Origin of the sequence: Rouxiella sp. T17, assembly GCF_036663475.1 — a bacterium.
Taxonomy (GTDB): domain Bacteria; phylum Pseudomonadota; class Gammaproteobacteria; order Enterobacterales; family Enterobacteriaceae; genus Rouxiella.
Map to the genome: position 1 here is coordinate 1 of NZ_JAWUEA010000028.1, position 21884 is coordinate 21884.

Sequence of the window (21884 nt, forward strand, 5' to 3'; positions counted from 1 at the left end):
CGGTGGAATACCGGGTTCATAGTGAAAAGTTGTAATAAAAACAGGTGTCCAAGTTTTGGGGTTCAGTGCAGACTGCGACCCTTGAGGCGGTATGGGCCGCCGCCCATTAAGCGAAGCGCATGCTTTTGAATCTAAAAAACCGCTAAGCTCGGTTAAGCTTCAGCGCCGCGCAGTAAGCGAAGCGCATGCACTTGAATTTAAAAACCGCCAAAGCTCGGTTAAGCTTCAGCGCCGCGCAGTAAGCGAAGCGAATGCAGTTGAATTTAAAAACCGCCAAAGCTCGGTTAAGCTTCAGCGCCGCGCAGTAAGCGAAGCGCATGCCGTTGAATTTAAAAACCGCAATGGCTCGGTCAAGCCCAGCACCGCCCATTGAGCGAAGCGAATGCAGTTGAATTTGAAGTTGAACTTGAACTTGAACTTGAATTTGAACTCAAAGATTAACGGTCAAAATCCGTTGACCTCCCCAAAACCGTATTAGCTCGGTCTAGCTAAACAAATTGTCATTTCCTGAAATTTTCTTTAAAAAACCCTATACCTATTAATCGCCCAAACAAAAACGGTATAAACGCTCGCTGTCGTACCCACAGCTCCACCCCGGATGGCGGTTTTGTGCGCTTTTTCTGACTCGCCTTACTTATCATCACCTGCAAAGACTGGGTCGCCCACGTCGGGAAGGTGCGGCGGCGCTGGACTTTCTGCAAATGTCGCAGCGTCACGTTACCTTTTAATAAGGCCGGAGCAAGAATATTGGCGGTCGCGACGGCGTCTTGAATGGCCAGATTGACGCCCACGCCACCAATTGGCGACATTGCATGCGCGGCGTCGCCAATGCACAACAGCTCGGGTTTTGACCACTGCTTAAGACGATCAATGCGGATTTGAAGTAATTTAACCTTGTCCCAATCAGTGAGATCCTGCTGCAAACGCGCGGCGTCAAAAGGTGAAATTTCGGCGACGTCAGCAATAAGTGCAGCCAGCCCGCGCAGTTTAAGCTCGTCGAGCGATCCTTTGGTGATGGAGTAGCCGCACTGCCAATAATCACCGCGATCGATCATGATGAAGCCCTTTTTAGGGCCGCGATGGCCGGTCGACCACTCTGGGTCATCGGCGGATTTAGTGATTTTCAACCACAGCACGTCGCGCGGTGCGCCAAAGTTCATCACCTCTAATCCTGCTTTTTCTCGGACGATAGAATGTCGACCGTCGCAGCCAACCACCAGCTGGGCGGTGATTTGCCTGTCGATTCCGTTTTGCGAGACGCGTACGCCGCTGACCTTGCCGTTCTGTTCGAGCAGGTCATTGACGCTGACATTCTGATGCAGTGAAAAGTTAGGCAATTGGCGGGCTTTGTCGCTGATAAAATTCAAGAAATCCCACTGCGGCATAAAAGCGATAAATTTACAGCGGGTCGGCAGACGCGAAAAATCGGCTAGCGTGGCCTCTCTACCGGCGATTTCACCATACAATTTTTCGGCACGCTGGTGTGGCAGAGCTAAAAATTCATCAAGAAAACCGAGCTGCCAGATGATTTCAAGCGTTGAAGGATGGATAGTGTCGCCGCGAAAATCACGCAGAAAATCGCTATGCTTTTCTAAAACGACGACCTCAACGCCTTTTAGCGCCAACAGGTAGCCAAGCATCAGTCCGGCAGGTCCGCCGCCAACGATACAGCAGCTTGTCGAGAGAGGCAGCGGGCGTTCGACGGGGGTATTCATAGCGAAGGGATTCCTCAGTGTCAGGCCAAAAGTAAAAAATAATGATAATCATTTAATTTTTATCAAGAGGCCTACTTTACTCCTGCCACACGCGCTCTGCCACCGTTAGCGCATCAGAAGCTTACCCAATAGGCTTTGCAGAGATTTTAATGGCGAAAAAAAACCTGTCGGCGTTAACCAACAGGTTTCTATTTTGTTGCTCGTAAATCGTGGCAAGTAGCGAAGAGTTAAGCTGCTGGCTTGGCGATCACATTGCGGTTTTCCATGCGAACTTCGGCAATGTTGACGTCAATAATGTCGCTTTGACGATAGGCAACTTCACCTTTAATCAGCACGGTGCCGGTGTCTACGCTGCATACCAGCTCGTCGCGCACGGCGTGCAGGAACGGAGCAGGGATGAAGGCAACCGCGCCGATATCTTGCAGACGCACGCGCAGACCGCCACGGGTCACGTCGATAATTTCGGCGCTGAATTTAACTTCGGTACCGACTTTATCTTCGAGATAACGAGCATACAGCCAGTCACCGACGTCGCGCTCGGCCATGCGGCCCAGACGGCGGCGTTCGGCCAGCTGAACGGTCATTTCGTCCTGCGGCTTCTCGGCGCTTTGCTGGGTGATCATCGCTTTCAGCAAACGGTGGTTAACCATGTCGCCGTACTTACGGATTGGAGAAGTCCAGGTCGCGTACGCTTCCAGACCCAAGCCAAAGTGTGGACCCGGCACCGTGTTGATCTCGGCAAACGTCTGGAAACGACGAATGCGGCTGTCAAGGAACTGGGTCGGCATCGCGTCGAGCTTGCGACGCAGCGCGCAGAAGCCCGGCAGTGTCAGCAGCGTTGGGCCATCGGCTTCAACCTCATTGGCTTCCAGCACGGCAACAGCCTGATCGACCAGCAGGGGATCAAAGCCGGTGTGAACGTTGTAAACGCCGAAACCAAGATTGTCACGCAGCGCGATAGCGGCGCAGACGTTGGCCGCAATCATGCACTCTTCAACGATGCGGTTGGCGATGCGACGATGCTCGGCAATAATTTCCAGCACGTTGCCTTTTTCGCCCAGCACAAAGCGGAAATCAGGACGATCTTTAAACACCAGCGCGTTTGCGGTACGCCATGCGCTGCGAACGTCACAGACGCGTTTCAACAGACGGATCTGCTCGGCGATGGTGTCGTTCTGCGGTTTCCACTCGCCAGTATCTTCCAGCCAGTTGGAGACTTCGTCATAAACCAGCTTGGCGTTTGACTCGATCCACGCGGCGAAGAAGCGAATATCATCGCCCAGCGCGCCGTCGGCAGACAGGGTGACGGAGCAGGCCAGCACTGGGCGGCGCTCGTTTGGCAACAGTGAACAGATGTTGTCAGACAGTTCGCGCGGCAGCATTGGAATGTTGAAGCCAGGCAGATAGTTGGTGAAAGCGCGTTGACGGGCGATGTTGTCCGCGTCGCTGCCTTCGGTGACGTATGAGGTCGGGTCTGCAATGGCGATAGTCAGGTTCAGGGTGCCGTCACCGTTATCTTTAACGTAGAGAGCATCGTCCATATCCTGCGTGCTGGCGCTGTCGATGGTAACAAAAGGCAGGGCTGTCAGGTCTTCACGGGTCAAGCCCTGATCCAGCAGCTCGGTCACGTTAAACTCAGGCGCGTTACGCTCGAGGTTGTGGCGTGCCAGTGTTACCCACCAAGGCGCCAGATCGTCGGTGCCGGTGGTGATCCACTCGGTCAGCTCGGCCTGAAATGCACGGTCGCCTTCTTTCAGCGGGTGGCGGCGCATTTCGGCCACGCACCAGTCACCTTCGTTAACTTCGTGATTGAAGTTACGGCCGGTGCGGCATTGAATGGCGTCACGCAGCAGCGGGTGGTCAGGCATGATGGAAAGACGATCATCTTTTTTAATCACGCGGCCTACAAAGCGGCTCAGGAAAGGCTCGACCAGCGTTTCTGGCTGAACGATTTCACGCTCTTTTTCCGTTTGTACCGAGGCAATGACCCGATCGCCGTGCATGACTTTTTTCATGTGCGGAGGCGGAATGAAATAGCTTTTTTGGCCGTCTACTTCAAGAAAGCCAAAGCCTTTCTCAGTACCTTTAACAATGCCTTCGACACGCGGAGTCTGAGAGTGAAGTTGCTGTTTTAGCTGTGCGAGCAGCGGGTTATCTTGAAACATATCGTCCAGAGAATAAGGTTAGAGTGGTTCGATTAGCGGCAGACAGTTTTACGCGAATCGGCCATTGTGGGCAAGGGGCATCTGCCTATTTTGCCCGGATTCGGCGCGTCATTAACAGATAACGCCCGATTTGCTGTCGATCACGGCGACCATGAGCGCAATATGATTGCGCAGAACGCGCTCAACATTTAAAAACAGCTAACTAGCCGCACATGGGATCGCCTGATTCCTGTTTAGGATGATAGCCATGCCACCTTGCCATTCACTGTCACAAAATTTACCCGCCAATCACCCTGATTTTTCAGTTAACCGCTTAATAACAAGGGCGCTCGCCCACTATAATGACTTTGTTCGCTTTATAGCCTCGATAAGCAATGCGCCGGTGAGGTTATTATCGGGGTGGCAACCGATTCTCTCGCCAATGCGTCAAACAGGCGACATTCTGGACTCGGCCGAAAGCCAGCAGCTGCTTGACGCGTTATATCGACCCTCGCGTTTGCCACCACCAGAATCATTAAAAGGAGAGTTATCTCGGGAGGTTGCCGATTTTCTCCAGCTTTCCGGCCTGGCTACAATCGGTATTCCCGCGCCGGTCAATCTGGCGGTATTGGCCCAGCTTAAAGTTCTTCTTAGTGAGGCAAGAATATATCTGGGGCCACAAGACGATGCGTGGTTACTGCAATATTTCGCCCGCCATTATCGCGGTTCGTATTTTACTTTATCGATGATAATTGCGGCCGTCTGTCCACTAAGTCAGCAACTCAATAATGTCGTGCCGGGTCTTGGCACCGCGCTATATCAAATACTGACCTGCCAGCCGCTGCGCCTATTGTTTGCGCAATTGTCTGCGGAATCGTCTCAGGAATTGCTTGCGGAGTCGCCGCACGCCTATTTTCGACAGCCAAAAGCGTTAACTCGCGTAGTAAAGCCGAGTGCAGCGCTCGCTTTACCCGGCATGCAACCTTATTTTGGGCCAAGTCGTAAAGACAAGACTTATCGGCTAACACCTTTTACGACTACGCTGTTTTCAAGCGCTTATTTAATTGGGCAGGGCGAAAGATCTGCCGCCAATAAGCCGATGCAGGCTGTTCGACATTTTGTAGATAACTCAGACCATAATGCCAAGCATAACAATGCCACCCAGTTTTTTGGTCGAATTTATCCTGCCAGCGGAGAGCTGTTTTATGCCGTCGTGACTGCACAGCAAGAGATAACCCTCTGTACTCGGGGAGACAGGCCGGTCGTTTATTTAGGAAATAACAGCCCGCCAGTATTCAATAACAAGCAAGTATTCAATAAAAACCTGTCCACGGCACATGTGCTAATCACGCGATTATTTACGCAATTAGTCACGCAATTAGTCACGCAATCAAGCACCGCCGAATCTGCACTCACTTGCGCCGCGCCGTCCGATAATCTTTCAGCAAGCCACCCAAGTTCTTCGCTAATTAACGAGGGGATTCGCGTAATTACGCAGGCATTAGTCTGGCTGGATAGTCATACCAGCCTTTTACCCGTGGCAGAAGCGGGCAAGATAAAGGAGGTAATTCATCCGCATTGGAATCCAATAGCGCGAAGGCCGCGCGAAATAGCGGCCACCTTGATTCAGAAGCCACTGACTCTCGACAAGTTCTTTCCTGATGACTATCAGTATCTCGATATTACCCGCCGACTGAAGCGATTAATGTCACCGAATGACGCGAGCATGACGGTGCTTCAATGGGTAGAAGCGTTGCTGACGGAGGAAACACAAAGCTATCTTCTCGACCCAAAAGATGGAGCTCTGCCCAACGCCATCGCAAACTATTATCGCAGTGCAAAACTCGAGATTACGCAGCAACCTAAGAGTTGGATAGTTAACGGCTTTTTCAAATACCTGCTTCATCAGCTGAATGTGGATTGCGTATTTCAACCGCAGGATCACAACGCCTTATATAGCTTGCTCGGTCGTTTGCAGCCGCTTGATGAAGACTTTGTCAGAGAGCTTGCGGCTTTTATCAAGCCAAATAGCGGTAGCCAAAATTTAGATGAAATACTGCGCCGAGTTATTTTGCATCTCAGCTTTCCATTACAGCACGTGGCCCAAGATAACTACACCAGCCATGAAATGCGCGGTTGGAAAATCCTCTTTGGCCTCTGCCTTGAGCAATATTTCCCCGCTCGTTTGCGCGGTAAACCGATCGATACCGCCAATGATTTTATTAATCTTTTAGGTGATGGACTGAGAAACAGCCAAGACAAATCCAAGATAATTAATTTATTGAATCAGCCGCCGCTGATTTTTGTTTTCGAGCTTATGACCCTTGATCTGTTACATGAAAAGCTCACCGATAATCAAAGCAATAGGGTTGTAGATTTACTTTCTACTTTTAGGCAGCAGGAAGTATTACGCTACCAAATATTATCGATGGGCAGTCGGGCCGTGGTTGAAAGGCTGCATGCGTTAGAAAGACGTACCGATGTGCAAACTCAGCAGAGTAATGTCGATACTATAAGAAGCTCGTTAGTCAGCTCTACGGCAATTACTCTAAAGTTTATCTTGAGCAACTGGTTTTATCAGTCTTCTTTAGCACGCCTGAAAGTTAGCGTATTACGCATAAATTTTAGCTGCTGGCTAAAGCCCGCCTCAAAGCAGCTGGCCGGACAGACTCTATTTCAGGGCGGGGCGTTCCGATTCGAATTTAATCAGGCGACCTTCTTTTTTTTCATTGATGAATCAGGAGAGTGCTCTTATCTGGCGAGCAGTGAAGCTCAGGCTATTAATGAACTTTTGAGCAATAAGAAGTTTTATCGCGAGGGCAATATCAACGAAGTCTTTTTTACCACCACGGGCTATGAACTCAGCGACATTGATGGCGGTCTGAATTTATCCTTCGAACAGCTTAAACAGTTCGGCCCGCTTTCACAGAGTGATAAAAACGGATTCTTGGAGCAGGTAGCGGTGGCCTTTGTGGATAACATCGCTTTTACGACGCCACGCAAAAATAAGCTGCTTGGAAGTACCTTTGGTACCCGCATGAAAACCTGGTATAGCGGTTTGTCATTAGAACTTTTTGTTCCACTGTGGGGCTGTTATGAGAGTTTGCAGGACAAGCAGCAGGACGAAATAGAAAGGCTGATTGTCTGTAGTATTGAAGCGCCAACGGCTACGCTACTGGTGCAAAAAAGCGGCGAATTAATCAAGGCCCTTAGAAGCAGTTTTTACTTTTCGCCTCAGGACCTATTTACCGATCTCAGCGACTCGGTAAGTTCACTGCGAACCTTATTTGTATCGCCCAGACACGGTATTTATGTCGCTTCCGAAGCATCGACTGAAATACTCTCTGCTGCTATCTCCCCGGCGTCTCACACCATTCGGACTGATTCGGCCTCTGCCATGATCACCCAAATACACGGTTCGAGCGTGGAATCTTTTTCAAGCGTGGGAACGTTAGGCCGTTCCAGCTGTTATTTCGCATCAGGCGCAGGCACGCCCATTGAGGGCTTAAGTATAGAGGGAGTACCGATAAATAAATTGCAGACCTCTGCCAGTATCGAAAACATTTATAGTTCGACCACCAGTTTACGTGGTCAACTGAGTATGAATACGTTGCTGCGTTCCCCCAGCGAAAATTTACTGCCTCGTGAAGATGACATTATGCGCTTTCTTGGCGTATTGAATGATCGAGTCAAGGAAAGACAATGGCAATTTTTACAGCTCAGTCTCGTGATATTGGCCGAAACCACGGATGCTTTGCTGGGTAATATCCCCAGCTTGCTGCTTAAAAAAGCCGGGTTAAAGTTAGTCCTACAGGCAATTTTGTTAATAGCGACCATTGAAACCTTTAAGGCCTATATATTGGCGGCTTACAATGAGTTTAAGCACGGCGGATATCAGGATACGCTGATAGACGACTTCAAATTAAAGTTCATTGATAGCAATCGCCTGAGTCTGGAGTTTTCGAGTAAAGAGGGCGGAACTCGTATTCGCCATGAAACCCGGCTCGATCAACCGACAGCGGCAGCCTTCACTCATCAAGGGTTGGTGAAAATGCCACAGAACGAGCAGATAAAAGCGACTGTGTTGGATGACGAAGAGCTGGCGGGCTGGCACGTTAATCGCGCGATCATGGACCGTTTATTAGCCGGCATCCCTGTCTCGGCGGCAGGAGCGGCATCTGCAAAACATCGCCGTCTGCCAGATTCTGCCAATTTTTTAAGGGGAGTGGAGCATACGGAAGAGAACAGCCTGCAGCCTTTTATCTATCTTAAACTACTCACGTTAGACGCAAAAAGTTATCTCGCTTTATTGAGCTGGTTGTATAAGGTTGATTATTCATTAGGGGAAGCCGAGATAATCAGCTGGCAAATTCCGCATACTTACGCGAGTGAATCCGCCCACTTTACGCGGGTTATTGATGCCTTAAGCCTGCCCCAGTTTGAGAATAGCCAAATAATTTATCCGGCCTTTATTGAGCAATCCCTTATGCAGGCGCTGGAACGTTATCGCCACGCCACTGCGACGAACTATGTCATGGAGACTAATAGGCTGCACCGGCTGCAATATATAGCGCTAAGCCACCTGAGCTATCTAAATTTTAACTTTGCTCAGCTACAACACTATCTGGTAAATCATTGTAGCGTCGATATTTCAGGTGTTCAGATAACCCGTATCGACTGGCATCCGTTTATTGTTTCAACGTTGACGCTCGAGCAGGCTATTTCGCAGCGCTATGCGGTAAAGCAAAAATATAACGGCAAACCGCAGTTTATCTTCGCCAAAGAAATACCGGCCAACGTAATGATTTTGCTCCATCAGTATCTCAATGCTACGCCCGAACAGTTATTAAGCGAACGGGCAACCCGGCTTACTAATAATCGCCGTGCAGGTTTAGGCATCGGCATGGTTAAGTCACTTTACACACCTTACTTTTCGCTGCCTGCCGCGCTGTTTCTTTCGAGCAGAGTGGTGCGTTACGGTTTTGACCGTGAAGAATTCATGGCCATGACCTTTGAACATTGCCAACTCGGGCAGTGCAGGGAGGTCGGCCTGCTTGAAGTGCTGCATCGAAAACTGGCTGTGCAACTTCAAAGTAACATTATTTTACGCGGCAATGCCATGCTACGACGAGAAATTGAAGGTTACCTGTCAGCGAGTGATGCCGATCGCGAGAACGAACGAAAAAACAGTGCGCTATATCAGGCGATTTATAGTGGAAACGGAAGTAATCGAATCATTGCAACTGATTTTATTCTGAAGATTTCCCTGAAGTATTCGGCAAGTGACTTTATCAAACCTGAAGTATTGATCACCCTTATTGATAGTTACACCAGCGCTACAGTGACGTTACAACAGGCGTTAGAAGATCAGACGGATAACACGCTCATCGCCTTTCCAGATTATTGGCCGGCGGAAGCCTGTATTGAATTCGACGCCTATCGCCAGACACGGTTTGGCAACATCTTGCCGCCCGATTTCTCGCTATGACCTGCAACAAAAAAGGTACGCCGAAGCGTACCTTTCATTTATCAAGTAAGTGGACGAACCCAATTGCTGGTTATTAACTGAGAGCTAATAATCAGGCAATACGGCGTGAATCCACTACGGCTTCACAGCGACGAATCGCGACCGGAATCGATTTTGAGGTTGGCGTATGGGTCTGATCGCCGAAGCTCGACAGGGGAACCAACGGGTTGGTTTCTGGGTAATAGGCCGCCAGATTACCGCGCGGAATATCATAGCTAACTAGCTTGAATCCACTGACTTTTCGTTCGATACCGTCACTCCATAGGGTTTCGATTTCCACCAGCTCTCCGTCCTGCATGCCTAAATCTGCGAGATCCTGAGGGTGAATAAACAGCACTTCGCGCTGACCATAAACGCCGCGATAACGGTCGTCAAGGCCGTAAATAGTGGTGTTGTACTGGTCATGCGAACGCAGCGTCTGCAAGGTAAACGGCGCCTCGTCGTTTTCCATCGGGATAACGCGCTCAGGCAGCGGGGCAGCCGAGAAGTTAGCCTTGCCGGTTGGCGTATTAAAATTCAACTCGGCGGCGGCATTACCCAGATAGAAACCACCTTTGATATCACAGCGTGCATTAAAATCTTTAAAGCCGGGAATGGTCGCTTCGATGTGGTCGCGGATCAGGTTGTAATCATCGGCCAATGCCATCCAGTCGAGATAACGCTTGCCTAGTACGGCGTCGGCGATACCACAAACGATAGCGGTTTCAGAACGTTGCTGGTCTGACAGCGGAATGCCAACCCCTTCGGAGGCGTGCACCATGCTGAAAGAATCTTCAACGGTAATGAATTGTGAACCCGTAGCCTGCATGTCCAGCTCGGTGCGACCCAGCGTCGGTAAAATCAGCGCTTCGCGACCCGGAGTTAAGTGGCTGCGGTTAAGCTTGGTGCTAATCTGCACGGTCAGGTCACAATTGCTTAACGCCTGCTCTGTACGCGGCGTGTCCGGCGCAGCGGCGGCCAGATTGCCACCCAGCGCAATCAGCACTTTGGCTTCGCCACGCAGCATCGCTTCAAGCGCTTCAACCGTATTGTGGCCCGGCTCGCGCGGCGGAGTAAATTTAAAGTGGCGCTCAAGGTTGTCGAGCAGCGGTTTTGGGGCCTTTTCATCAATGCCCATCGTGCGATTGCCCTGCACATTACTATGCCCACGCACCGGACACAGGCCCGCGCCCGGCTTGCCGAGCTGGCCAAACAGCAGTTGCAGGTTGGTAATTTCGCGCACGGTTGCCACGGAGTGTTTATGCTGAGTCACACCCATCGCCCAGGTACAAATCACGCGCTCGGCGTTCATGTAAAGGGTCGCGGCTTCACGAATTTCAACCTCGGTCAGACCAGATTGGCGGGTAATCTGCTCCCAGGAGGTGAGGTCAACGATGTCCAGATACTCGTCAACGCCGTGACAGTTTTGGTCGATAAACTGTTGATCAAACAGGGAAGGTTCGCCCGAAGCAATACGCTGGCGATGAGTCTGCAACAGCACTTTAACCATGCCGCGAATCGCCGCCATATCACCGCCAAGATTTGGCTGATAGTACGCCGAGCTGATGCGGCCCGCTTTGGTGGTCATCACTTCAAGAGGCTTTTGCGGATCGGCAAAACGCTCGAGGCCGCGTTCACGCAGGGTATTGAAACTCACCACTTTGGCTCCGCGATCGGCGGCGTGACGCAGGCTGTGCAACATGCGCGGGTGGTTGGTGCCCGGATTCTGACCGAAAACGAAAATTGCGTCGGCTTTCTCGAAATCATCGAGACGAATCGTGCCTTTACCCACGCCAATGCTCTGTTTGAGGCCAACGCCGCTGGCTTCGTGACACATGTTTGAACAGTCTGGGAAGTTGTTGGTGCCGAACATGCGGCCAAATACCTGATAAAGGTAAGAAGCTTCGTTACTGGCGCGGCCAGAGGTGTAGAAATCGGCCTGATCGGGGCTTTCGAGGCCGTTTAAATGGCTGGCGATCAGCGAGAAGGCGGTGTCCCACGAGATTGGTTCATAGTGATCGGTGGTGCGGTTGTAACGCATTGGGTGGGTTAAACGTCCTTGATACTCAAGGAAATAATCGCTTTGTTCACGCAGTTTGCTGACGCTGTGCTGGGCAAAAAACTCTGGCTCGACCGCTTTTCGCGTCGCTTCCCAACTGACGGCTTTGGCGCCGTTTTCACAAAAACTGAAGGTGCTGTGGTTGTCATCGCCCCATGCGCAGCCCGGGCAGTCGAAACCGCGACCTTTATTTACGCGCATTAGGTTGCGCAGATTGGACAACACTTTTTTACTGTCGAACACATAGCGGGTGGTCGCTTCCAGCGATCCCCAACCGCCAGCCGCGCCGGTATAAGGTTTAATCTCGGATTTAAATTTCATGTGATTGTCTTCGCAGGTTTGAGTGAGTCCATCGCTTCTAGGCGACTTATTATCAGGAAGTTAACAGTGATGTTAATAATATGTCACAATTTTATGAGGGTTTTGAGATCCAGTCTAATCGAATGTTGCAATCGTGGGATAGAGCGCATCAATGATGGATAAATTCTTTTAAATGGCCGATAAAATGTAAGTAAATGGTTTCATTATGAAACTTTTTGCAAAGCTCTTCTTGTTTAGCTTGCACGTTAATTAATGCACCCTATGCCGCCAATGGTACAATTCAACCTTGTTTGGCCGCCGCAGGATTCGGGTTTGGCTGATTTAAAAGAAGCGTTTGAGGATGATTAAGTGAAGCGTTTAGTATTAAGTATTTTGTCCGGTGTAATCTGTGTTTCTGCCAGTAACGCGTGGGCTGTTGCACCCATCGATTTTCAGGTCGTGCCGCCCAGCATTGACGCTGCTTCTTTTGTTCTCATGGATTACGCTTCCGGTGACGTACTGGCTTCCGGCAATCCTGACGAGCGCCGCAATCCTGCCAGCCTGACAAAATTGATGACAGGATATGTCATCGACCGCGCGCTGGATCAGCACAAAATTACGATGAATGACATGGTTACCGTGCCGCAGGAAGCCTGGGTCGCGGGTAATAAAAGCCTTGCCGGTTCTTCGTTGATGTTCCTGAAACCTGGCGACCGCGTTTCCGTGCGTGACTTAGTGCGCGGCATTATTATCGATTCCGGTAACGACGCCTGTGTCGCCATGGCTAACTACGTGGCCGGCAGTCAGGATTCGTTCGTCGGCATCATGAACCAGTACGTGCAGAAACTGGGTCTGACCAACTCGCATTTCGAAACGGTTCACGGCCTCGATGCGCCGGGACAGTTCACTACTTCCTACGATCTGGCCAAGCTTTCGCGCGCGATTATCGGCGGCGAGCCGGAAGAGTATGCGATGTATAACGAAAAATCGCTGACCTATGACAACATCACCCAGCAAAACCGTAACGGCCTGCTGTGGGATAAAAATCTGCACGTCGACGGTTTGAAAACGGGTCACACCGAATCGGCAGGCTTTAATATCATTGCCTCCGCGACCGAAGGTAATCGTCGTCTGATTGCGGTGGTGATGGGCGGTAAAAGCTCGAAAGGCCGTGAAGAGCAGGCGCGCAAACTGCTGACTTGGGGCTTCCGCGAATTCACCAGCATGCAGGTGTTTAAAGCGGGTCAAACCGTTGCCAATGAAAAAGTCTGGTACGGCGATAAATCACAGGTCAAAGTCGGCAGTCTGGACGATGTTTATCTGAATATTCCGCAGGCTGACAGCGAAAAAGTTAAAGCCCAATACGTGTTGAATAATCAGCAGATTGATGCGCCGCTGGCGAAAGGCCAGAGCGTTGGCACCATTAATATTGTTGATAACGGCAAAGTCATCAAGACCGTTCCGCTGGTGGCGCTGGAAGATACGCCGAAGGGTGGGATTGTTAGCCGCGCTATCGACTACATTAAGCTGAAAATCTAAGCAGCTGTGATCTCGATAACTTGAAAAGCCAGATGAGTTGAAACTCGAGATCAGTTGAAACAGTAAATAGCCTGCACCGCAAAGTGCAGGCTATTTTTTGCTCTTTATTGCTGTTGCGTCACCGGTTTTTGCGGAACAGGTTTATCAGTACAGCCTAGCTCTTGTAACGAAGATACTAAAAATGGGAGTGCAGGTTGTTTCCATTCATCGGCATTGCTGATTCTACTGTTCACTTTTGCCAATATTTGTCGATAGGAAACTGGCGGACAGGTGCCTGATGCACCTTGCGCCGCAGACTGCGCGGCAGCGGCCATAAAGCCTATGCAAAGTTGCCTTTGCGCTTCCGACGCTTTTGTACCCACATAATCGGCCCCGTTATTACACTGACGATAGATATCGCCGATTGACGGAGTCGAAGTGGCAACGTGTTCTCCCTGTGGTGAGACAATGGTTCTATCCAACGCATCACTTGCCTGAGCCATTTGCAGCGACCCCAGCAGTAATACAACGGTTCCACTAATAAAACGCCTAATGTCAGAGGTCATATTAAACACTTCTCTAGAAGGAAGAATTAAACTTTACCCTATCGTTCAGTTAAGTAAAGTTTCATGTTTAATGCCAGTGTTAATCGTCATCGTTTTTGCATATTTGTTATACTTTCGCTACTCATTCTCAGCAGGCCAGCCCAATATTCATGGATATCAAGCAACTTCAATATTTATGTAACCTTGAAAGAGAAAAACATTTTGGTCGCGCGGCGGAAGCCAGCTTTGTCAGCCAGCCAACCCTATCAATGCGCCTTAAGAATCTCGAGAAAGAGCTGGACCTTAATTTAATCAATCGCGGCAATAACTTCGAAGGTTTTACGCCGGAAGGCGTGCGCGTATTAAGCTGGGCCCGCGAGATAGTATCGGTTTATGAGGGGCTCAAGCTGGAAGTCGCCTCGTTGAAGCAGGGACTCAGCGGCACGTTGCGAATTGGCGTGATGCCGCAGTGCAGCCTTTCGCTGTCGGCGCTGTTAAAGGGGATTGGCGAAACGCATGCTGGTCTGGATTATCGCGTTTCCGAAGTCAGCGCCGACCAGCTCATCGAATCGCTGAGCAGCCACGCGGTTGATATCGGCATCGGCTTTTTCGAATTTTCGACTCTTAACGAGCTGCGATTCCAGCTGTTTCCGTTGCAGGACGGCGGCGTTGATCTGGTTTATCATCCCGCGCATTTTCCACAGCTCGAAAATTTCTCCACGCTTGATGCCGCGCAGGTCGCCGCGCTGCCGCTATGTTTATCGGAACCGAGCCGTTATTTCCGCCGTTATCTCGATAACTATTTCCGAACCAACGGCCTTGAATTACATCCAATTCTGGAAAGCAGCTCGATTTTTCAGTTGATGCAGGGTGTATTCGTTGGCCTAGGCTGCGCTTTGGTGCCACGCGGTCATCTGATTGATGAAATGACGCCCGCCTTAAAACGTTGTCCGCTCGACATCGCGCCAATGAGTCGCCACGCTGCGCTGGTGGTGGCCGAAGCGGGAAGGGCGGCACCGCTGGCACAACATTTTTTCGGTGCTGCAAGCCAATGGTTGGCCGATCGCGGAAACCTGAGTTAATCCGCATTATGCGACGCATTCCTATTGCGAACGCCTACTCAACACGCCAAGATTATGTAAGGAAATGCGCAGAATTGCGTGAAATTGAGATGTTAACCGCAGAATAATGGAGCAAAAATGAAAGCATTTAAGAGCACGGTTTTAGCCTTGGCGGCGAGTGGATTCCTGTTGGCAAGCGGCGCGCAGGCGGCAAACAATTTGCTCGGCTCGCTGACCGACGCTGCAAATCAGCAGCTCGGCGGCGGCTCTAGCACCACATCGGGTGCTGCTAATACCACTAATACCAACTCCCTTGGCCAGCTGACTACATTACTCAATGGCAGCAATAATAACCTCACTGCCAAGAGCAGCACTAACGCGGCCGGTATTCTTGAGTACTGTGTAAAAAACAACGTGCTCTCCGCGACCAGCACGGAATCGGTTAAAGATAAGCTGATGAACAAGCTTGGCCTGCAAGATTCAACGGCGGCGGCGCAGAAAACCGATTATCAGGATGGGATTAACGGCCTGTTGCACACGGGTAATGGTCAAAATGTCGATTTGAGCACGCTGAGCTCGGGTGGCATGACGCAGATTAAAGAGAAAGTGAAGACCAAAGCATGCAATGTGGTGTTGAAGCAGGCTAAATCTTTCTTGTAAGAAATTTGAAATTGGAAAATTTCGGGTTCTTAAGAATTTAATTTTTTATTGCAAAATGAGTTTTTAAGTTCAACTTCAAGATCAAATGCATGCGCTTCGCTTACTGCGCGGCGGCGCAGACCGCCCAAAGGCCCGGATTCGGTTTTAGATTTGGAATCTAAAGGCAATTTTCTTTGGGTCAAAATCTTTAAAATCAAATTCATGCGCTTCGCTTACTGCGCGGCGGCGCAGACCGCCCAAAGGCCCGCAGTCGCTCGGGCCTTTGGAATCCGAGCTTTTTTTCCAAAGTTGCAACTTGAGGACTACAAAGGGAGATCTTTCCAGTGACCTCAAAGTGTGGCGTAGGTCGCGCGGCTCCGCCGTTCCCTCATTACGGATTTGAGCCAAAGACGTCTCAAATCACTCCACTCAGCGCCGCCCCGATACCGCCAATAATAGCTAAAAATAAAAAACCGATAACTCTTAGGCGGTCAAGGACCGATCTGTCCAAGATTAAAATTCTTTGTTTTTACCGGGCAACTCAAACTTTTAGACGAGTATTCGTGCAAATTAAAACTGATTATTTCCTGATTTTTATCTGATGTTGCTGATTACCTTAACTAGGCCTGAGTGATCGGCCCTTGACCGCTTAAAAGTATCCGTTTTTTCTTTTGAGGCTGTGATTGGCGGGATCAGGGCGGCGCTGAGCGAAGTTGAGCAAGACGTTTTTGGCTTGTGAACGTAGCGAGGGAAGCGCGGAGCGCCGCGACCTACGCCACGCGCGGTGGTCGCTGGAAAGATGTAACTTTCTCGTCCTCAAGTTGCAACTTTGGAAAAAAAGCGCGGGATTCTCAAGGGTGTTCGCTTAGGAACATCCTTGAGGCGGTCTGCGCCGCCGCGCAGTAAGCGAAGCGCATGCAGTTGAACTTGAATTTAAAAATTGCCTTTAGATTCCAAATCTAAAAGAAAAAACCCCTTTTAAATCTGAGTCTTTTCCTTGTACTCACATATGTCTTCTATCAAACATGATCCGCATCTAGGTTTCCGTGCCACACAGGTATATCTCCCGTGCAGGATAAACCAATGATGACAATCTAATTTAAACTCCGCTGGGACGACTTTTAATAGCCGTTCTTCGACTTTTTCCACCGTTTCGCCGGGGGCAAAACGTGTGCGATTACAGACGCGGAAAATGTGCGTGTCGACGGCAATCGTGGGCCATCCAAAAGCGGTATTTAATACCACGTTGGCAGTTTTGCGGCCAACGCCGGGCAGGGCTTCAAGCGCGGCGCGGTCTTCGGGGACCACGCCCTGATGCTTATCCAGCAAAATGCGGCAGGTCTTGATGACGTTTTCAGCCTTGGCGTTAAACAAACCGATAGTCTTAATGTACACCTTCACGCCATCAACGCCGAGATCCCAGACAGCCTGCGGCGTGTTAGCTACCGGATAGAGCTTGGCCGTTGCCTTGTTAACGCTGACGTCGGTGGCCTGCGCCGAAAGCAAAACGGCGATTAATAGTTCAAACGGCGTGGTGTATACCAACTCCGTGGTTGGGTGCGGATCGTTGGCGCGCAGGCGCTCAAGAATGCTGACGCGTTTTTCCTTGTTCATTAACTTTTACCGTTATTGCCTTGAGATAAGGCACCCTGCGGCAACGTATGCGCAGCGCGTGCAGCGGCACGGGCTTTCATCCGCTGATCAATCAGATACTTACCGGCCAACAGCATGCCAAGACCGATAAACGCGCCAGGGGGCAACATCGCCAGCAGGAACGGATTATCGAGATGCACGACTTCAACCCGCAGCACTTTCGCCCACGGGCCGAGCAGCAGGTCTGCGCCGTTAAACAGCACGCCCGAACCCAGAATTTCGCGCATCGAACCCAGCACAAACATCGCGGCCGTAGCACCAAGGCCAGTCATCATGCCGTCGAGCGCGGCGAGATGGATGGGGCTGTTGGCAGCAACGGCTTCCGCGCGACCGACAACAATACAGTTGGTCACAATTAGCGGAATAAAAATCCCGAGCGCCTCATAAAGCGCGAAGGCGTAGGCGTTGATCAACATCTGCACCGTACTAACCACAGAGGCGATAATCAGCACATAAATCGGGATACGGATTTCGCTCGGCACCCAGCGGCGGAAAGCCGAAATCATCGCGTTGGTACACGTCAATACCATGGTGGTCGCGAGACCTAAACCCAGGGCGTTGGTCGCCGTAGACGTTACCGCCAGTAGAGGGCAAAGGCCCAGCAGCTGCACCAGCGCGGAGTTGTTCTTCCACAGCCCGTTAACGATTAGTGTTTTTGCTTCACTCATTATGTGCTCCACAAGGGGTGAGGTGGGAAAGCTGCGCAGGCACAGTTTCGATAAACAGCGCGGTTCGTCTTACAGAACGCACGACGGCGCGAGGGGTAATTGTCGCCCCGGTAAATTGGTCAAACATGCCGCCATCTTTCTTCACTGCCCAACGTGCATCATTAGGGCCATTAACCGTTTGATTGGCGAAGCTTTTGATCCAGTCGGAAATGCGTACTTCAATCTTGTCGCCCAAGCCCGGCGTTTCATGTTGTTCAAGAACGCGTGTTCCATATACCTTGCCATGAAAATCCGCAGCAACCAACAGTTGGATAGCGCCTGAATAGCCATCCGGTGCTGTGGTTTCAACAACCGCCGCGACCGGCTTGCCGCCTTTGCGCGCAATGTACATGTTGTGCGGCGTCGCGGTGCCGAGTGACTCATCGGTGACGTTGTAACACTCCTGCTGCATGTTGTTGTCATATTCGCTGGCTGGAATGACCTGATCGAACAACGTTTTCTGCTGCAACAATGCCTGATGGGCAATCGTCGGTTTGGTCAACAGGTTAACCAGCGCGGTCATTCCCGTCATGAGTATCCCGAAGAAGGCCAGCGTCAGGCCGTAGCGGCGCATAGTGTCTAACATAATCTTTCCTTAACGATGGCCGTAAACGCGAGGCTGAGTGTAATGGTCGATGAGCGGCACGGTAATGTTGGCCAGCAGCACGGCGAAAGCTACACCGTCTGGATAACCGCCGTACGCGCGAATCAACCACACCAGCAGGCCGATCAGAGCACCGAAAATCAAACGACCTTTTGGCGTGGTAGACGCCGTGACCGGATCGGTAGCAATAAAGAACGCGCCCAGCATCGTTGCGCCCGAGAACAGGCCAATAATCGGCGGCGAATAGGCACCCGGTGCCAGCAACCACGCCAGCCCGCCGCAAAACGTTAGCATCGCCAGCATGCTGACCGGAATATGCCAGCTGATGATCCGACGCCACATCAAATAAAGTCCGCCCGCCAGGAAGCCGAGGTTAATCCACTGCCAGCCCAAACCGGCCAGCACGCCGCTGAACATCGGCTCTTTAAGCACCTGTGCCGCCGTGTGACCTGAACGCAAACCGGTTTTAAAACCGTCGAGCGGCGTCGCCTGTGTAATGCCGTCGACGTTCATTTGCAGTTGATAAGCCGTCATGTTTTGCGAATCATGGCCGCTGAAAATGGTCAGCAGCGAATCGACAAACCCGACCGGATGCGCCTGCAAAGCCTCGGGCGGCAGCCACGTCGTCATCTGCACCGGGAAGGAGATGAGCAGCACGACATAGCCGACCATCGCAGGGTTAAACGGGTTCTGGCCGAGTCCGCCGTAAAGCTGTTTAGCGATAATAATGGCGAAGATCGTGCCGATGACCACCATCCACCACGGCGCGAGCGGCGGCAGACTGACGCCCAAAAGCACGGCGGTCAGCAGGGCAGTATTGTCGCCCAGACGCTTGCTAACCGGCATTTTACGCAGCTGTAACACCGCGCCTTCTGCTAGTACCGCGATGAGAATCGACAGCGCAATCTGAATCAGGGTGCCATAACCAAAGAACCAGACCTGCGCGACAATGCCGGGAATACAGGCCAAAACAACCATCAGCATAATTGAGCTGGTGCTCTGCCGATTATGGGTAAAAGGAGAACTTGCGATTCTAAAGGCCATCTATTCCTCGTTCGACATTTCGCTCGACAACGTCTGAGCTTGAGCGGCTTTGCGGGCCTTAACGCGGGCGATCGCTGCTGCTACGGCAGCTTTACGTGGATCGCCTTCTAATGGTGATTCTGCCTGTTGTTTTTGAACGGGCTGAGGTTCAACTTTTTCATCACTAACAGGTGACGGTGTCACTGACTGGCGTTCCTGCGTGACGTTGTCACCTGCCCTTTTAGCTTTCGCACGAGCAATGGCGGCAGCAACGGCGGCTTTGCGTTTATCTTCTGGCGACGGCTCAGACGCAGCCTCTTTAACAGGTTCAGCCGCTGCTTTTTCCTGCGCTACGGGCTCAACGCCCGCTTTTTTAGCTTTCGCACGAGCAATGGCAGCAGCGACGGCGGCTTTGCGTTTGTCTTCTGGCGATGCCTCAGACGAAGCCTCTTTAACTGGTTCAGCCGCTGCTTTTTCCTGCGCTACAGGCTCAACGCCCGCTTTTTTAGCTTTGGCGCGAGCAATGGCGGCGGCAACGGCGGCTTTGCGCTTGTCTTCTGGCGACGCCTCATTCGCAGGTTCAGCAGCCGCTTCCGTGACCGGTTTTTCAACCAAAGGTTGAGAGACAGATTCTGGATTAGCCGCAGCGGCAGCTTTTTTGGCCTTCGCCCGGGCAATCGCGGCGGCAACGGCGGCTTTACGACTGTCGCCTTCAACCGGCATTTCCGCAGGCGTGGCGAGAGGTTCGTTTGAAACCGGCACATCTTCAACGTCTTTGCTGACTTCGGCCTTTTTAGCTTTCGCTCGCGCAATGGCGGCCGCAAGCGCAGCCTGTCGAGCATCGGCCGCTGGCGCAGATTCGGCCGCTTTAGCGTCAGTGGTTGCTGCTTTAGCCACGGCACTCACCCGTGGTTGCAGCGCGGCGGTCTCTTCATCGCTGAGCTTAACCGCTGATTTCTTGTGTTTTTCTTCACGCGCCAGTTTTTCGCGTTCCATGCGCAGCTGTTTAGCTTCGAAACGTGCTTTGGCTTCGGCAGCGCGCGAGGCTTCGAGATCGATGGCGCGGATTTCAGCTTTTTCCTGACGGTAATACTGCACCAACGGAATATTGCTCGGACAAACGTAGGCGCAGGCACCACATTCTATGCAGTCGAAAAGATTGTGATTACGCGCTTTTTCGTGTTCCTGACCGCGGCTGAACCAGTAAAGCTGTTGCGGTAGCAGGCCCGCCGGACAAGCTTCGGCACACAGGCTACAGCGAATGCAGGCTTCTTCCGGCTCGGGTTCGCTCATTTCACTTTCAGAAGGTGCGAGCAAACAGTTACTGATTTTAACCACGGGCACGTCGAGCGAAGGCAGGGTAAAGCCCATTAGCGGGCCGCCCATGATCACCATCTTCTTCTGGTTCGGCGGGGTGAATTCCGCTTCGCGCAGCAGATGCGCCACCGGCGTACCTAATCGTGCCCAGACATTGCCCGGTTTTTTCACGGCTTCGCCAGTGAGCGTTACTACGCGTTCGATTAACGGCTCGGCGTCAATAATGGCCCGTTTGATGGCAAAAACCGTACCGACATTTTGCATCAGCACGCCAATCGCGGAGGAGTGTTTGCCTTTCGGCACCTCTTTGCCAGTCAAAATACGGGTCAGCTGTTTGGCACCGCCGGAAGGATATTTCGTTGGCACCACGCGCAGCTCGATTTTAACGCCCGGATGCTGCTCGTTTTTAATCGCCTTTTTGAACGCGGCGATCGCTTCGGGTTTGTTGTCTTCGATGCCAATTAATACCTGCTCGGGATGCAGCATGTGGCAGAGAATACGCGTGCCAGCCAGAATTTCGTCGGCGTGCTCCTGCATTAGACGATCGTCGGCGGTGATGTATGGTTCGCATTCAGCGGCATTGAGGATAAGCGTGCGGGTGCTGTCGAGATTGCCCTGAATCTTGCTGGCGGTCGGGAAGCCCGCGCCGCCAAGACCAGCGATTCCGGCCTGATGAATCAGCTGATTCAGCGCGGCGGCATCGAGCTGGGTGTAATCCTCGACAAATTCACGCTCGCCCCAGCGGTCTTCGCCGTCGGCTTCGATAATTACACACAGCTCTTTCAAACCGGACGGATGCGCGGTGATGTGTGGCTCGATAGCGGTAATCACGCCAGACGTTGGCGCGTGAACCGGCACGGTACGCCCGCGTCCGACGGTCAGCGGCTGGCCCTTGAATACCTGCTCGCCCGCGCTAACGCAAAGCTCGCCTTCAGGCCCCAAATGCTGCTGTAAAGGAATGATAAAGCGCTCTGGAAGAGGCAGCCGGCGCAGCGGCACCAGGCTCGACAGGGTCTTCATTTCCGGCGGATGGATGCCGCCGTCGAAGTCCCAGATTTTCTCTTTTTTGAGCGCAGCAAACAGATTGAACATG

At 51.6% G+C, this 21884-nt stretch carries 15 protein-coding genes; 5 read left to right on the top strand and 10 right to left on the bottom strand.

What is annotated here, in order from left to right:
• Nucleotides 1–91 precede the first annotated feature (91 nt).
• A complete protein-coding gene (locus tag SC206_RS09160) occupies nt 92–373 on the top strand; it encodes a hypothetical protein (RefSeq protein WP_332736401.1) in 282 nt (93 codons plus the stop codon).
• A gap of 127 nt (nt 374–500) precedes the next feature.
• Here SC206_RS09160 and SC206_RS09165 read toward each other — a convergent pair whose 3' ends face one another.
• Both SC206_RS09165 and SC206_RS09170 read right to left on the bottom strand, forming a co-directional pair.
• Nucleotides 501–1715, bottom strand: a complete 1215-nt coding sequence (locus SC206_RS09165; protein ID WP_332736402.1) for an FAD-dependent oxidoreductase — start codon at nt 1713–1715, stop codon at nt 501–503.
• A gap of 227 nt (nt 1716–1942) precedes the next feature.
• Nucleotides 1943–3880: an exoribonuclease II gene (locus SC206_RS09170; RefSeq protein ID WP_332736403.1), complete on the bottom strand. Its 1938-nt coding sequence runs from the start codon at nt 3878–3880 to the stop codon at nt 1943–1945.
• Nucleotides 3881–4127: 247 nt separating this feature from the next.
• On the opposite strand from SC206_RS09170, the gene SC206_RS09175 reads away from it, so the two are divergent.
• A complete protein-coding gene (locus tag SC206_RS09175; RefSeq protein WP_332736406.1) occupies nt 4128–9347 on the top strand; it encodes a hypothetical protein in 5220 nt (1739 codons plus the stop codon).
• 91 nt (nt 9348–9438) lie between these two features.
• Here SC206_RS09175 and SC206_RS09180 read toward each other — a convergent pair whose 3' ends face one another.
• Nucleotides 9439–11745: an FdhF/YdeP family oxidoreductase gene (locus tag SC206_RS09180; RefSeq protein ID WP_332736408.1), complete on the bottom strand. Its 2307-nt coding sequence runs from the start codon at nt 11743–11745 to the stop codon at nt 9439–9441.
• Between the two features lie 348 nt (nt 11746–12093).
• Here SC206_RS09180 and dacD point away from each other — a divergent pair, with 348 nt between their 5' ends.
• Nucleotides 12094–13263, top strand: a complete 1170-nt coding sequence (gene dacD / locus SC206_RS09185; protein ID WP_332736410.1) for a serine-type D-Ala-D-Ala carboxypeptidase DacD — start codon at nt 12094–12096, stop codon at nt 13261–13263.
• 104 nt (nt 13264–13367) lie between these two features.
• Here dacD and SC206_RS09190 read toward each other — a convergent pair whose 3' ends face one another.
• Nucleotides 13368–13808: a hypothetical protein gene (locus tag SC206_RS09190; RefSeq protein WP_332736412.1), complete on the bottom strand. Its 441-nt coding sequence runs from the start codon at nt 13806–13808 to the stop codon at nt 13368–13370.
• Between the two features lie 149 nt (nt 13809–13957).
• Between SC206_RS09190 and SC206_RS09195 the strand changes: the two genes are divergently transcribed.
• Both SC206_RS09195 and SC206_RS09200 read left to right on the top strand, forming a co-directional pair.
• A complete protein-coding gene (locus SC206_RS09195) occupies nt 13958–14869 on the top strand; it encodes a LysR family transcriptional regulator (RefSeq protein ID WP_332736414.1) in 912 nt (303 codons plus the stop codon).
• Between the two features lie 117 nt (nt 14870–14986).
• Nucleotides 14987–15508 (top strand): DUF2501 domain-containing protein, encoded by a 522-nt coding sequence (locus tag SC206_RS09200; RefSeq protein WP_332736416.1) that lies wholly within the window; start codon nt 14987–14989, stop codon nt 15506–15508.
• Nucleotides 15509–15537: 29 nt separating this feature from the next.
• Here the strand turns inward: SC206_RS09200 and SC206_RS09205 are convergent, their stop codons facing one another.
• The 6 genes from SC206_RS09205 to rsxC form a co-directional block, all read right to left on the bottom strand.
• Nucleotides 15538–15711, bottom strand: coding sequence for a hypothetical protein (locus SC206_RS09205; RefSeq protein ID WP_332736417.1), 174 nt, complete (start codon nt 15709–15711; stop codon nt 15538–15540).
• Nucleotides 15712–16465: 754 nt separating this feature from the next.
• Nucleotides 16466–17101: an endonuclease III gene (gene nth / locus SC206_RS09210; RefSeq protein WP_332736419.1), complete on the bottom strand. Its 636-nt coding sequence runs from the start codon at nt 17099–17101 to the stop codon at nt 16466–16468.
• A complete protein-coding gene (locus SC206_RS09215) occupies nt 17101–17808 on the bottom strand; it encodes an electron transport complex subunit E (protein WP_332736421.1) in 708 nt (235 codons plus the stop codon). Before SC206_RS09215 ends, nth begins: the two co-directional genes overlap by 1 nt.
• Nucleotides 17801–18433 carry an electron transport complex subunit RsxG gene (gene rsxG / locus SC206_RS09220; RefSeq protein ID WP_332736423.1) on the bottom strand — a complete coding sequence of 211 codons (633 nt, stop codon included), beginning with the start codon at nt 18431–18433 and terminating at the stop codon, nt 17801–17803. The genes SC206_RS09215 and rsxG overlap by 8 nt, the downstream gene beginning before the upstream one ends.
• A 9-nt stretch (nt 18434–18442) precedes the next feature.
• Nucleotides 18443–19495: an electron transport complex subunit RsxD gene (gene rsxD, locus SC206_RS09225; protein ID WP_332736425.1), complete on the bottom strand. Its 1053-nt coding sequence runs from the start codon at nt 19493–19495 to the stop codon at nt 18443–18445.
• Nucleotides 19496–21883 carry an electron transport complex subunit RsxC gene (gene rsxC, locus SC206_RS09230; RefSeq protein WP_332736427.1) on the bottom strand — a complete coding sequence of 796 codons (2388 nt, stop codon included), beginning with the start codon at nt 21881–21883 and terminating at the stop codon, nt 19496–19498. It abuts the gene before it with no gap.
• Nucleotide 21884: the final 1 nt, after the last annotated feature.

Excerpts from the sequence above, each read along its gene's own strand:
- SC206_RS09215 (WP_332736421.1), bottom strand. The coding sequence starts at position 17,808 with ATGAGTGAAGCAAAAACACTAATCGTTAACGGGCTGTGGAAGAACAAC.
- SC206_RS09175 (WP_332736406.1), top strand. The coding sequence starts at position 4,128 with ATGCCACCTTGCCATTCACTGTCACAAAATTTACCCGCCAATCACCCT.
- SC206_RS09180 (WP_332736408.1), bottom strand. The coding sequence starts at position 11,745 with ATGAAATTTAAATCCGAGATTAAACCTTATACCGGCGCGGCTGGCGGT.
- nth (WP_332736419.1), bottom strand. The coding sequence starts at position 17,101 with ATGAACAAGGAAAAACGCGTCAGCATTCTTGAGCGCCTGCGCGCCAAC.
- rsxD (WP_332736425.1), bottom strand. The coding sequence starts at position 19,495 with ATGGCCTTTAGAATCGCAAGTTCTCCTTTTACCCATAATCGGCAGAGC.
- SC206_RS09205 (WP_332736417.1), bottom strand. The coding sequence starts at position 15,711 with ATGAATTTGATTTTAAAGATTTTGACCCAAAGAAAATTGCCTTTAGAT.
- SC206_RS09170 (WP_332736403.1), bottom strand. The coding sequence starts at position 3,880 with ATGTTTCAAGATAACCCGCTGCTCGCACAGCTAAAACAGCAACTTCAC.
- SC206_RS09195 (WP_332736414.1), top strand. The coding sequence starts at position 13,958 with ATGGATATCAAGCAACTTCAATATTTATGTAACCTTGAAAGAGAAAAA.
- rsxG (WP_332736423.1), bottom strand. The coding sequence starts at position 18,433 with ATGTTAGACACTATGCGCCGCTACGGCCTGACGCTGGCCTTCTTCGGG.
- SC206_RS09190 (WP_332736412.1), bottom strand. The coding sequence starts at position 13,808 with ATGACCTCTGACATTAGGCGTTTTATTAGTGGAACCGTTGTATTACTG.
- rsxC (WP_332736427.1), bottom strand. The coding sequence starts at position 21,883 with ATGTTCAATCTGTTTGCTGCGCTCAAAAAAGAGAAAATCTGGGACTTC.
- SC206_RS09165 (WP_332736402.1), bottom strand. The coding sequence starts at position 1,715 with ATGAATACCCCCGTCGAACGCCCGCTGCCTCTCTCGACAAGCTGCTGT.
- SC206_RS09160 (WP_332736401.1), top strand. The coding sequence starts at position 92 with ATGGGCCGCCGCCCATTAAGCGAAGCGCATGCTTTTGAATCTAAAAAA.
- SC206_RS09200 (WP_332736416.1), top strand. The coding sequence starts at position 14,987 with ATGAAAGCATTTAAGAGCACGGTTTTAGCCTTGGCGGCGAGTGGATTC.